Annotated in this window: 16 protein-coding genes; all 16 read right to left on the reverse strand. The window is 31.1% G+C overall.

Annotated elements, in window-relative coordinates; translation table 11 throughout:
- Positions 1 to 93: 93 nt before the first annotated feature.
- The 16 genes from HPRAE_RS11200 to HPRAE_RS11205 all read right to left on the reverse strand — a co-directional run bounded on the left by HPRAE_RS11200 (position 94) and on the right by HPRAE_RS11205 (position 12,660).
- Positions 94 to 573, reverse strand: coding sequence for a PTS sugar transporter subunit IIA (locus HPRAE_RS11200; protein ID WP_041607006.1), 480 nt, complete (start codon positions 571 to 573; stop codon positions 94 to 96).
- Between the two features lie 59 nt (positions 574 to 632).
- Positions 633 to 2,057 carry a PTS transporter subunit EIIC gene (locus HPRAE_RS08300; RefSeq protein ID WP_041607008.1) on the reverse strand — a complete coding sequence of 475 codons (1,425 nt, stop codon included), beginning with the start codon at positions 2,055 to 2,057 and terminating at the stop codon, positions 633 to 635.
- Between the two features lie 170 nt (positions 2,058 to 2,227).
- Positions 2,228 to 3,079: a PRD domain-containing protein gene (locus tag HPRAE_RS08305; protein ID WP_014553772.1), complete on the reverse strand. Its 852-nt coding sequence runs from the start codon at positions 3,077 to 3,079 to the stop codon at positions 2,228 to 2,230.
- A 263-nt stretch (positions 3,080 to 3,342) separates the two neighbouring features.
- A complete protein-coding gene (locus tag HPRAE_RS08310) occupies positions 3,343 to 5,064 on the reverse strand; it encodes an NADH-dependent [FeFe] hydrogenase, group A6 (protein ID WP_014553773.1) in 1,722 nt (573 codons plus the stop codon).
- Between the two features lie 24 nt (positions 5,065 to 5,088).
- Positions 5,089 to 6,894, reverse strand: a complete 1,806-nt coding sequence (gene nuoF, locus HPRAE_RS08315; protein WP_014553774.1) for an NADH-quinone oxidoreductase subunit NuoF — start codon at positions 6,892 to 6,894, stop codon at positions 5,089 to 5,091.
- Positions 6,895 to 6,911: 17 nt separating this feature from the next.
- Positions 6,912 to 7,286, reverse strand: coding sequence for a (2Fe-2S) ferredoxin domain-containing protein (locus HPRAE_RS08320; RefSeq protein WP_014553775.1), 375 nt, complete (start codon positions 7,284 to 7,286; stop codon positions 6,912 to 6,914).
- Positions 7,286 to 7,843, reverse strand: a complete 558-nt coding sequence (locus HPRAE_RS08325; RefSeq protein ID WP_014553776.1) for an ATP-binding protein — start codon at positions 7,841 to 7,843, stop codon at positions 7,286 to 7,288. The genes HPRAE_RS08320 and HPRAE_RS08325 overlap by 1 nt, the downstream gene beginning before the upstream one ends.
- A 1-nt stretch (position 7,844) precedes the next feature.
- On the reverse strand, positions 7,845 to 8,327 hold the full coding sequence (gene nuoE / locus HPRAE_RS08330) for an NADH-quinone oxidoreductase subunit NuoE (protein ID WP_014553777.1): 483 nt from the start codon (positions 8,325 to 8,327) through the stop codon (positions 7,845 to 7,847).
- A 21-nt stretch (positions 8,328 to 8,348) separates the two neighbouring features.
- The gene (locus HPRAE_RS08335; RefSeq protein WP_014553778.1) at positions 8,349 to 9,089 is read right to left on the reverse strand and encodes a PHP domain-containing protein; all 741 of its coding nucleotides are present in this window, start codon (positions 9,087 to 9,089) and stop codon (positions 8,349 to 8,351) included.
- Positions 9,090 to 9,419: a DRTGG domain-containing protein gene (locus tag HPRAE_RS08340; protein ID WP_014553779.1), complete on the reverse strand. Its 330-nt coding sequence runs from the start codon at positions 9,417 to 9,419 to the stop codon at positions 9,090 to 9,092.
- A complete protein-coding gene (locus tag HPRAE_RS08345) occupies positions 9,409 to 10,746 on the reverse strand; it encodes a [Fe-Fe] hydrogenase large subunit C-terminal domain-containing protein (protein WP_014553780.1) in 1,338 nt (445 codons plus the stop codon). The genes HPRAE_RS08340 and HPRAE_RS08345 overlap by 11 nt, the downstream gene beginning before the upstream one ends.
- A gap of 38 nt (positions 10,747 to 10,784) precedes the next feature.
- Positions 10,785 to 11,207, reverse strand: a complete 423-nt coding sequence (locus HPRAE_RS08350; RefSeq protein ID WP_014553781.1) for an ATP-binding protein — start codon at positions 11,205 to 11,207, stop codon at positions 10,785 to 10,787.
- A gap of 23 nt (positions 11,208 to 11,230) precedes the next feature.
- Positions 11,231 to 11,605, reverse strand: a complete 375-nt coding sequence (locus tag HPRAE_RS08355; RefSeq protein ID WP_014553782.1) for a hypothetical protein — start codon at positions 11,603 to 11,605, stop codon at positions 11,231 to 11,233.
- Positions 11,606 to 11,795: 190 nt separating this feature from the next.
- Positions 11,796 to 12,146, reverse strand: a complete 351-nt coding sequence (locus HPRAE_RS08360) for a type II toxin-antitoxin system PemK/MazF family toxin (protein WP_014553783.1) — start codon at positions 12,144 to 12,146, stop codon at positions 11,796 to 11,798.
- Entirely contained in the window at positions 12,127 to 12,423 is a 297-nt protein-coding gene (locus tag HPRAE_RS08365) for a hypothetical protein (RefSeq protein WP_014553784.1), read from the reverse strand. The genes HPRAE_RS08360 and HPRAE_RS08365 overlap by 20 nt, the downstream gene beginning before the upstream one ends.
- 90 nt (positions 12,424 to 12,513) lie before the next feature.
- Positions 12,514 to 12,660: a hypothetical protein gene (locus tag HPRAE_RS11205; protein WP_014553785.1), complete on the reverse strand. Its 147-nt coding sequence runs from the start codon at positions 12,658 to 12,660 to the stop codon at positions 12,514 to 12,516.
- Between the last annotated feature and the right edge of the window lie 128 nt (positions 12,661 to 12,788).

Below are 12,788 nucleotides of genomic sequence, written 5' to 3' on the forward strand. Positions count from 1 at the left end.
TTTTATTATATCAAATATGAACAAAGATAAAAAGGGAATAACTGTCTAAATAAACAGCTATTCCCCAACATAACTTTTTAATTGTTATTTAATTTAGTCTAATTCAATTTTTAAAACTTCTGCTCCAGATTCAACTTTCCCCTTTTTAACAATCTCCATTTTCTTTACTTTTTCCATATTAGTAATAATTACAGGAGTAGTAATTGAAGGAGCATTTTCTTTAATAAAATCTAAATCTACTTCAATCAGTGGAGTTCCAACTTTAACTTGATCACCATTTTTAACTAATTTTGTAAAACCTTCACCATCTAATTTAACTGTATCTATTCCAATATGAATCAAGACTTCTAATCCTTTTTTAGTTTGAATACCAACTGCATGGCCAGTAGAAAATATCTGAACAATTTCTCCTGCACATGGTGCTTTCACTACATTTTCTTCTGGAATAATCGCAAAACCATCACCTAACATTTTTTGAGCAAAAGCCTCATCAGGAACCTGACTTAATTCAACAACTTCTCCAGCAAAAGGTGCAGCTAAATGTTTTTCTTTTTTCTTAAAAATATTAAACATAAAATTTCCTCCTCTTAATAATTATATAAATTAGATTTTTGAATATACTTAAATTAAGATTAATCCATTATTTTCTTTATTTTATCTTTTAAAGCATCTGATTCAGGTCCAAAAACTACTTGAACACTACTTCCTGATTTCATAACTCCAGAAGCACCATATTTTTTCAACTTCTGTTCTTCAATCTTAGAATTATCTACTACTTCTAACCTTAATCGAGTTATACAAGCATCAACACTTTCTAAGTTTTCACTTCCTCCTAAAGCAGCAAGAATATTTTCTACTCGCTGATTTTTATCAACTACAGCCTCTTTTTCGGGATCATCAGATTCAGATTCTCTACCTGGAGTTTCGAAATTAAATAAAGGAATAGCAAAATAAAAAACAGTAAAGTAAAGTACTGCCATTATAGGACCAACAACAAACCAAAACATCATTGGATTACCAAGGTTAGAAAGACTTAAAACATAATCAATAGCACTAGCTGAAAAAGTATAACCTATTCTAACATTAAAGAAATTAGTTAAAAGTCCAGAAATAAAAGCACCAATTACATGAAACAAATAAAGTGGTGGTGCTACAAATATAAATGAAAATTCAATTGGTTCTGTAATTCCAGTTAAAAATGAAGTAATAGCAGCTGTAGTTAACATACCTGCTACTTTAACTTTATTTTTAGCTCTCAAATACATTGCTAAACAAGCTGCAGGTAAAGCAAATAACATAATTGGAAATTCTGCTGCCATAAAGCGTCCAGCACTTGGATCACCAGCAAAAAATCTAGCAGTTTCTCCTCTTAAAACTTGACCAGCTTCAGTTGTAAATCTACCAAATTCATATAAAAATGGTGGATAATAAACATGGTGTAAGCCAACAGGAATTAAAGCTCTTTTCCCGGCTGCATATAAAGCAGGACCAATAGCAGAATTCATTGCAAAACGAGCAAATTCATTAATTTGAACTTGGATTGGTGGCCAAATAAAAGAAAGAGCAACTCCTGCAAAAACAGAACAAGTAGCTGTTACAATTGGTACTAATCTTTTACCCGCAAAAAAACCTAAATAAGGGGGTAATTCTGTCTGATGAAATTTTTTATACATTTGTGCAGCTATTATACCAACTATAATACCACCAAAAACACCTGTGTTAATTGATTCAACACTACCACCTGTCTTTTCAGAAATATTAATTATAGAAGCCATTACTTCTAAAACTTTAGCATAAACTGTAAAACCAACTCCAGCTGCCAAAGCTGCCACTGCATCTCCAGCAAAACCAATAGCTACTCCAATAGCAAAGATTAATGGTAAGTGCTCAAAAATAGAAATACCACTATTAAACATTACATTACCTACATCATAAACTAATCCATTCTGTTCTTGCAGTAATCTTCCAATTGCTACTAAAATACCAGCAGCTGGCAAAACAGAAACTGGGGTCATTAAAGCCTTTCCAACTTTTTGTAACTTTTTAAAACCTTTCATAAATAAAATCCTCCTTTTTAAATTATAATAATTATAAGTACTTATCTATAAAAATTAAAAAGCCGACTAGATAGAATAAAGCCTTAACTAAGCTTATCTATCTAATCGGCTTTTGCCTGATTTAACAGTTACACGCCAAATTAATATGAAATTAATATCTTATTTAATAATTATAAATCTCTTTTTAAACGATGTAAATGCAAAGCTAAATAGCCTTTTTCGGAATCTGGTACATGATAATCGAATTTATTCTCTATGATTTGAGCCAGCTTTTTAGCTAAAGCAAAAGATTCTTTAAAATTTTCTTTTATATTGCTTAACAATGGATTAGGATTATCAGCCTCAGTTTCAATTCTCTCTAAAGCAAAACGAAGATGATTAACTAAACGAGCATAGTTTAAACTTTCATAGGCAAGTTTTTGGCCAAGCTCAGACTCAACTTTGTTAACAAGCTCCTGAATAAGAGAGGTATTTTTTAAAGTTTTAGAAATTCCCCGCTCATTTCTAGCCCCATGAATATGCAGAGTAATAAAACCAATCTCACTCTCTGGTATTTCAAGTTCAAAACGCTCAGAGATCATTTGAACAGCTTTTTCTGCCAATTTATATTCTTGACTATAAAGTGTTCTTGTCTCTGCTAAAAATGGATTTAAAACTTCTATTCCTGCTTGAATTCTTTTTAAAGAAAAAGCTATATGATCAGCAAGACCAATTCTAATATGCGGATCTAAATTTTCATTTAGATTATCACTAACCATTGCAATTATTTCTTCAGTTATTCCAATTACTCTGCTATCTACTTCTTCTAAAAGCTTAATATAATTTTTTCTTTTGGCTCCTTCAATTGGAGCGAACTCTTTTTCAAAATTAATTTCAGATTTTAAAAATTGATCATTTTTTCTCCTAGAAAAACCAATACCCTTACCAATGAATATTAATTCTTTTTCAGTTTCAGCCTCTATTGCTAAAATAACGTTATTGTTAAATATCTGTTTGATAATATATTTTCCAGCTGTAACCATATAGGCCTCCTTGGAGATACCAAAAACGCAAAAATAAGTATCTAATTAAAATTTAAAGTAGCTAATAAAAAAATCTAGCAAAAAGATAGATTAATCTTCAAAACATCACTTATCTTTTTCTAGATTATGCCTGATTCAACAGTTACACTCTAAAAATTATTATTTATTTAATAATATCAGTCTTTACTTTAATTTTCAAGTCTTTTTGAAATAAAAAATCATTCTGGTATAATACCAGAATGATTTTTAAATTTAATGAAAAGCTAATTCTTAGGTCTTGCCTTATATTTAGTGTGTAATAAATGATGTGATTCTCCACCTAAAGGTTCACCTAAAAACTCTTCGTATAATTTTATAATTTGAGGATTTTCATGTGATTTTCTAATTTTACTTGAATCATCAATATTTGAAAGTCCAGAACCTCTCTTTTCTTTTTTCTCATTTGTAGCTGGACGAGGCTGCCCACCTCCACCAACACAACCGTGAGGACAAGCCATTACTTCAATAAAATCTAAATCACTTTCTCCTTTTCTTACTTGCTCCAGTATTTTAGAAGCATTACCTAGACCATTTGCAATTCCAACTTTAATCAAACGATCTCCAATTCTTACTTCAGCTTTATTGATGCCTCTAAAACCTAAATCTAATCTTTCTAAAGGTTCTCCAGTTAATTTTTCTTTAACAGTTCTAACTGCTGCTTCTGCAACTCCACCTGTAGTTCCAAAAATTGTTCCAGCACCAGTTGATTTCCCCATTAAAGCATCAAAATCTTCTTCTGGCAGTTTATTGAAATTAATTCCCATTTCTTTGATCATTCTAGCAAATTCTCTGGTAGTTAAAACTGCATCTGTATCTTTAAAATCTGAACCATTAATTTCTTCTCTATCTTTTTCAAATTTTTTGGCTGTACAAGGCATCACCGCTACTGTATAAATCTTTTCAGGATCAACTCCAGTTTGATCTGGATAATAAGTTTTACCTAGAGCTGAAAACATCTGCATTGGTGATTTAGCTGAAGATAAATGTTTTAATAAATCTGGAAAATTATGCTCAGCAAATTTAACCCAACCAGGACAACAAGAAGTTATATGAGGAAGTTCACCTTCACCATTTAATTTCTTTAAAAATTCACTACCTTCTTCTAAAATAGTTAAATCAGCTGCAAAATCAGTTGAAAATACTTTATCAAAACCCATTCTTTTAAGAGCTGCAACCATTTTACCTGTAACTATTGTGCCAGTTTCCATTCCAAATTCTTCTCCCAAAGTTGCCTGAATAGAAGGAGCTGTCTGAACTATAACATGTCGATCATCATCTTCTAAGGCAGCCCAAACTTTATCTATTTCATTAATTTCTGTAATTGCTCCAACTGGACAAACTGTTGCACACTGGCCACAATTTGCACAATTAATTTCAGCTTGAGGTAGATCAAAAGCAGTAGTTACAATTGAATCAAAACCACGCTCAGTAAATTGAAGAGCAGAAACTCCCTGTACTTCTTCACAAATTCTTACACAACGACCACATAAAATACATTTATTAGGATCTCTTTTTAAAGCAGGTCCTGTTGTATCTAGTTCTAATTCTCTTTTAGCACCAGCAAACTTGGCTACTTCTTCTGATTTAATACCTAAATTATAGGTTATATCCTGAAGTTCACAGTGGTTATTTCGATCACAACCTAAACAATCATTTGGGTGATTTGCTAATAAGAGTTCTACATTTCTTCGCCTAGCTTTTCTAGCTTTCATACTTCTAGTATTAATTTCCATCCCATCTCTAACAGGTGTTGCACATGAAGCAAGTAAATTACCACTTTCTTCATCTTCAACTACACAAACCCTACAAGCACCATGTAAACTTAAATCTGGATGATAACATAAAGTAGGAATATCAATTCCAACTTCTTTAGCTGCATCTAAAACTGTACTATCTTCTTCAACTTCAATAGTTTGTTTATCTATAGTTAATTTAACTTTATTCATTAATTTACCTCCTATTATAAGAGTTTAAGCCTGTGCTATTGCATCTACAGGACATTCTGGCTCACATGCTCCACAAGCAATACAAACATCGGGATCTATTTTAAATGGATTTTTAATTTCTCCACTTATAGCATCTACAGGACATACTTTAGAACATTTACTGCAGCCAATACAAGCTTCTTCATCGATAATATAATAATCACTTGTTAGCTCATCACAAACACCTGCTGGACAATTTTGATCTTTAATGTGTGCTTCATATTCATCTCTGAAATATCGAATTGTACTTAAAACAGGATTTGGGGCTGATTGACCTAAACCACATAAAGAAGTGCTCTTAATATGGTCTCCTAATTCTAATAAAAGCTCAATATCTCCTTCTTTTCCTTCACCTTCAGTAATTCTGTTTAAAATTTCTAACATTCTCTTTGTTCCTTCACGACAAGGAGTACATTTACCACATGATTCACTTTGAGTAAAGTTAAGGAAAAATCTTGCTACATCAACCATACAAGAATCCTCATCCATTACCACCATACCACCAGAACCCATCATTGTTCCAGCATCAAGTAAAGAATCATAATCAATTGGTAAATCTAGATAATCCTCTGGTAAACATCCACCTGAAGGACCACCAGTTTGAACAGCTTTAAACTTTTTACCCTTATTTAAGCCGCCGCCAATCTCGTAAATAACCTCTTTTAAAGTTGTACCCATTGGTACTTCTACTAAACCAGTATTATTAATTTTACCAGTTAAAGCAAAAACTTTAGTTCCTGAACTACCTTCTGTTCCAATTTTAGAAAATTCAGCTGCTCCTTCATTAATAATAAAAGGAATATTAGCATAAGTTTCTACATTATTGATATTAGTAGGTTTACCCCAAAGTCCTTTTTTAGCAGGATAAGGTGGTCTAGGAATAGGCATTCCCCTTTTTCCTTCAATAGAATTCATTAAAGCAGTTTCTTCACCACAAACAAAAGCACCTGCACCTTTTTTAATGTGTAATTTAAAATCAAAATTACTACTAAAAATATTTTTACCCAATAGACCATACTCTTCTGCATCTTTAATTGCTTTTTCTAAACGCTTAATTGCCAAAGGATATTCTGCTCTAGCATAAACATAGCCCTCATCTGCTCCAATTCCATAAGCTGCAATTAACATTCCTTCTATTACTCGGTGAGGATCTCCTTCTAAAATACTTCGATCCATAAAAGCTCCTGGATCCCCTTCATCTGCATTACAGATTACATACTTTTTATCTCCATCAGAGTTTTTAGCAAATTGCCATTTGAGACCTGTTGGAAAACCTCCACCACCACGGCCGCGAAGACCTGAATCTTTAACAGTATCTACAACCTCTTGTGCATCCATTTCAGTTAAGACTTTACCAGCTGCTTCATAACCACCTAAAGCTATATATTCATCTATAGCTTCTGGATCAATTTGACCACAGTTAGCTAAAGCAATTCTTTGCTGTTTTTTATAAAAATCAATATCTTGATAAGATGGAATTTGCTCATCTGTCATAGGTTCTTTAAAAAGTAATCTTTCGACTGTTCTCCCTTTTAAAAGATGTTCTTCAACTATTTCAGGAACATCTTCTGCCTGAACTTCACAGTAAAATACACCTTCAGGATAAACAATCATAATTGGTCCCTTTTCACAAAAACCATGACAACCAGTTTCTACAATTTTTATTTCTCCACTCAAATCTTTTGCTGCTAACTCTTCTTCAAGTGATTCTTCTAAAGTCTTAGCTCCAGATGATACACATCCGGTTCCTGTACAGATTAAAACATGGGAACGATAAATAGAATCTTTCATTTACAAGTGCCTCCTTATTATTTATGTTTTGATTCATGTCTTGCAATTACTAAATCAGAAACTACTTGGCCATTAACTAAATGCTCAGTTATTATTTTTTGAACATCAGCTGGATTAAGATTACCATAAGTAATTCTTTCCTTGCCTGGCAATTTAACATCCATTAGTGGTTCTTTTTCACACATTCCAATACATCCAGTTTGAGTTACTCTAACATCTAAATCTCGTTTTTCTACTTCTGCTAAAACTGCTTTTAAAATTTCTCTAGCTCCTGCTGCAATTCCACAGGTTCCCATCCCAACTATAATTTCAGCTCTAGTTCCTTGATCACGTTTTTTCATTTCTTTTTGAACTTTATTTCTTAACTCTTTTAATTCTGCTAAAGATTTCATTAAAACGCTTCACCTCCACGAATTTGTGCTAAATGTTCTTCAATATATTCTCGAATCCAAGCTATTATTTGTCTTGATTGAATTGAAAGATCCTCTAATTCTGATTTAACTTCTTGACTATCAAATTCAAAACTTTTTTTTGCAAAATAATGGTTATAAATAATATCTACTTGATCACCATTAGCGGCCAGAAAATTACTGATTGTAGTTGTCATATCACCTAAAGGTGCTCGATCTATATGATTATATTTAAATTCAGCCTCAACTTTAGTTCCTTTATTCAGCTCAGAGTTAATTATTAAATTACCACCACAATTCTCTGCTGCTGCTTTAAATAAAGCTAAACCTAAGCCAACATCTCTAGTTGTTCTACTAGTAATAAAAGGATCAGTAATTGAATTCAATTTCTGAGCATCTATACCTTGACCATTATCCTCAATCATAATTTTGAGTAAGTTATTAGCTGGTTGTTCGTTAATAACTATCTTAATTAAATCTGCCTCTGCCCGACGAGAATTTTCAATAATATCTAAAATATGAAGAGATAATTCTCTCATCTTATTTATATTTAGAAATGATCTCAGGGATGCTTTCAGGAGTCAGTCGGCCATGTGTATCATCATTGATCATAATAACTGGTGCTAAGCCACAAGCTCCTATACAAGCTACAGATTCTAAAGTGAATTCTAAATCTTCTGTTGTTTGACCAGCTTCAATTTTAAGTTCATCTTTAATTGCATTTAAGATTTCTTCTCCACCTCTAACATGACAAGCCGTTCCCATACAAACTCTGATAATATTATTCCCACGGGGCTCTTGGTGGAATTGACTATAAAAAGTTACAACTCCATAAACCTGACTTAAAGATAAATTCAAACCAATTGCTATTTCCTTTAATACCTCTTCTGGCAAATATCCATATTCCTCTTGTGCTTCCTGTAAAACAGGAATCAAATATCTTTCTTTTTTTCCATAACGAGCTAAGATTTCAGCTACTGGTTTTAAAAATTCTGCTAATTTTTCTTCTGTCATTTCAGCCATTAATAATTACCTCCTTGAAATTTAGTCTACAATTAATTCAATTTTTCTTTTATCTTTTTTGAACACAGCTTTTTTAAATTCTAAAAAAGAAAATTCTTTAACTATTAAATTTTGATATGCCTTTATTTCTTTTAAATAATGACTATCAGAGTTTTGCATAAATTGAAGTTGCTTTAAGTCAGGGAATTCATTTATTAGCTTTTGAGTTGAAGTATTTTTAGATATTTCAGCAGTGACTAAGTCTAATTCTGGTGGAATAAAACCCAATTGTGAAATAATACTGTGTTTGCGATCTAAATGAGAAGGAACAACTATCCCATCTAATGCTTTAACTTTTTTAAAACACTGTTCTAAACTCAAACTAATAGCTCCAGCTAATAATTTTTTGATCTTTGATTGATAATCATCACTTAAATCACACTTTATTTGCGGACCAAAAAAATCTTCATCATTTTCCTGCTCTGGTAAGCAACTATAAACAATTTCTTGCCATTTAAAAAGTTTTTTCAAATTTGGGAAATAACATAAAATATGAATTTCCTCTTTTGTTTCAGTTTCCATAGCTGGGATAAATTTTAAATTATACTTTTCACAATAATATTTAAACACTTCTGCATTTTCAGCACTATTATGATCTGTTAAAGCTAAAACATCTATTCTTTTTGCTTTTGCCTTTTTTATTATTTGAGCTGGAGTCATTAATAAATCTCCACAAGGTGACAAAACAGAATGAAGATGAAGATCAGCTTTTAATTTTTGCATTTAAATATTATTCTCACATAAAGAGCAGGCTAAATCATAACTTTTATGCTTAGTTTTAAGGAGATTAACTCCTTTTGCATTTGCTTTTTCAATAGCATTTTTTTCATAATCAAAATCTTCAACAAGAATCACAGCTGCTAACTCGACCAATAAAGCTACTGCTACTACATTTTGATGACCCTGAACAGTTAACCACAAATTTTCTTTTTCTGCTCTTGCCATTACATTGCTCAAAAGATCTCCAATATATACTCCATCTATTTCTTGTTCTAAATTTGGACCAGCAACAATTTCCAGCTCAAATTGCTCAGCTAATTCTTTAACTGTCATTTTCTGCCTCCTCTTTTTTAGATCCCATTACAGGTGGTAATTCATTTGCTAATGCTGAAAGATTATCAGCTAATTGACCTAATTGTTTTCTTAACATAAATATACAATCAGATCTATTTGCTCTCCCATGAATCACATCTTCAGCAAAAGTTTTACAATCTGGAGCACCACAAGCAGCACAATCTAGACCAGGCAAAAGTTCAATTTCTTTTTGTAATTTTTCTAATTTTTCCATTGCTTTTTTAAAATCATTATCAAGTTTAGATAGGTTATCTGCTTTAATAGCTTGAGATAAGGAAAAATTATAATATTCATCATCTTTATTAGATTTTTCTAAATTTTTTGTTTGGCTTTGTTTTACGATTTTCTTTATTCTCTGTTCCAAATTAAAATGAGCCTGAAAAGAATTAATTACATTTAATACTCCACTAATACAACCATCACTACAAGAAGTAAGTTCAAAATATCTAATTGAATCAGGAATATTATTTCTCTCTATCTCATTCAATAATTTCTTAACTTCTTTAATACCAGAAACACTTAAAGTATTAATCTCCTGCCAAGATTTCAAAATGCTTTCTTCTCCACCTTCACTTCCCCAAATAGTAGCCATAGTTATCAAATCTTGGGATTCCAACTCAACTTCTATCTCAGAAAGTGATTCATATATTTCTTGATAAATATTTTCAACCCCTATAGCTCCACTCAAAAAACTAGACTTTTGGCCAATTGCTCTTTCAGTAGTAGTTAATTTAGCTGGACAAGGAGTTAAAAAGAAAATATCAGCTTTAATATTTTTTTCTTGTTTAATTTTTTTTTCAACTCTTTCTGCCATTAATTCTACTGGCGATTTTAAAGGAATAAGCATTTCAATTAAATCAGGAAATTGTAACTTAATTAATCTTACAATAACTGGGCAAGAAGTAGAAATATAACTGCCGGTATTATTATTTAAAAATGAAAGTGTTTTTCTAGATAAAGCAGCTGCTGCATCTGCTACATCAAAAACTGCTTTAAAACCTAAATTTTTAATTGATTTTTTTATTTTAGCAGCTGAAATATTGGCAGAAAATTGACCATAAAAACTGGGTGGAATTAATAAAACAGGATATTTTTTCTTTAAAATTTGTGAAAGATGATCTGTCTGAGTATATTTAGCATGATACTCACAAGCTCTGATACATTCTGCACAATCAATACATAAATCTTCTTTAATCCAGGCTTTACCTTGATGAACTCTAATTGCTTTAGTTGGACAACCTTTAACACAATTAGTACATCCTTCACACTTTTCTTCTTTTAAAAGCACAGAATGCTTTCTGGTCATTATTATCCCCCTGCCATAATTAGTTAATTGAATCTAATCTATAATTCAATTATTACTCTAACATGAGTTCCATTTTTTGAAGAAGATTTAACATCAATTTGATCAGCATATCTTTTAACATTAACTAAACCCATTCCAGCTCCAAATCCCATTTCTCTAATTTCTTCACTAGCAGTAGAATAACCTGCAGTAAAAGCTTTATCTAAATCCTCAATTCCTGGGCCACTATCATCTACTCTTATTTCTAGTTCATTTTCAGAAATTAAAGCAGTTAATTCTCCTCCACAGGAATGAATCACAACATTCATCTCTAGTTCATAGGTAATAATTGCTGTTTTTCTAACTGTTTTTGCTGGAACTCCTAATTTGCGTAAAATATTTTTTAAATTACTTGAGGCTTCACCTCCACTTTGAAAATCAAAACTTGCAATTTCTTTATTTAAAATTTTCTGTTTTTTCAAAGACGAAATCAACTCCTGCTAAGTTATTTGGAGGTTTCAATATAATTCATTTCTTCTGGACCAATTCCATTTTTATATAAAAGACCACACGCTTCAAATAATGGCTTTTCTGTAGAATATAGAAAAATATTCAACTGATTTGCCAGGGAAATTGTTTCAATTTGTGGTTTTTTACCTCTAGCAAAAATAATTACTTTTAAACCAATCATCTCTGCTGTTCTAACTACTTGAGGATTAGTTAAACCAGTCAATAAAAGTGTTTTATGATTAGAAAAAGCAAGAACATCACTCATCAAATCGGCTCCACAAGCATTTTTTATTTCAAGTTCTTCACTTTCAGCAGCATCTTCATAAATAACCTCTGCTTCAAGCAAAGTCTTGACAGTTTTTAATTTCATTTTCTACCTCCATAAATAAATAATATCTTATTTTTGTCATTTTTGCAATTTGTAAAATATTCCCGCAAATAAAGGATAGTGATTAAATTCACTATTTTAATTAAAAATAACTAATAAAATTATATGATATTTTTTTCACACTGTCAAGATAAATAATGTCAGAAATAATAACTAAATAATTTATAAAAAATTATAGATCTATTAAACCTAAACTTATTTCTATAGACTGATTAACATCTTCAATTACATCTTCCTCTAAATGGGCGATATGTCTTTGTAATCTTTTTTTATCTAAAGTTCTTATCTGTTCTAATAAAATAACAGAATCTTTATCTAAATTTGTATAATCACCTGTAATTTCAACATGGGTTGGTAGCTTAGCTTTTTTAATTCTAGAAGTAATTGCAGCTACAATTACTGTGGGACTGTATCTGTTTCCAATATCATTTTGGATTACCAATACTGGTCTTACTCCACCTTGTTCAGAACCAACTACTGGATTTAAATTTGCATAATAAACATCACCCCTTTTTACTTTCAATTTTTTCACACTCCACCAGTCGCTGCTCATAACACAAATAGGAATAACATTCACTTGATAACCCCTCATCAGCTAACTGCTGGTTTAGACCGGCCATTTTTTGATATCCATCCCGCAAATGATTACGTACTTCTTCTTTTTTTAATTCTTTTAAATAAAATTTAATTGCCTTGTTTAAAAAATTTGTACAATCTTGTTCATCACTTTTACAATATTTTTTAATTTCCTCTATTAAATAAACAGGAAGTTCAAATTTTAAATTTTTGCTTTCTGGCAAAAAAACCACCTCCAATATTTTTTCAAATTATCTTAATTTAAAAGTTAAACATTTAAGAAAAAACTAACAAAATTAAGAAAAAAGATGGAACTAATTAGTCCCATCTTTAAGTAGAGAAACATCTTGAGCATAGTTGTCGTTTGCAGCAGCCATTTTTTGATATCCTTTAACCATTCTTTCAACTATTTCTTCTCTTTCATTTTTAGTGAAATTAGTTTTACGGCGCAGCCTCTCCACTGTTTAACCACCCCATTATAAAATGATTTTTAAACTTTTATAACCAATTTAATTATATCTCAATTTTAATTAAGTGTCAATAAAAATATCTGCTCTAAATGGTGTCAGATTAACTTCTACAATATTAT

The organism is Halanaerobium praevalens DSM 2228 (assembly GCF_000165465.1).
GTDB lineage: Bacteria > Bacillota > Halanaerobiia > Halanaerobiales > Halanaerobiaceae > Halanaerobium > Halanaerobium praevalens.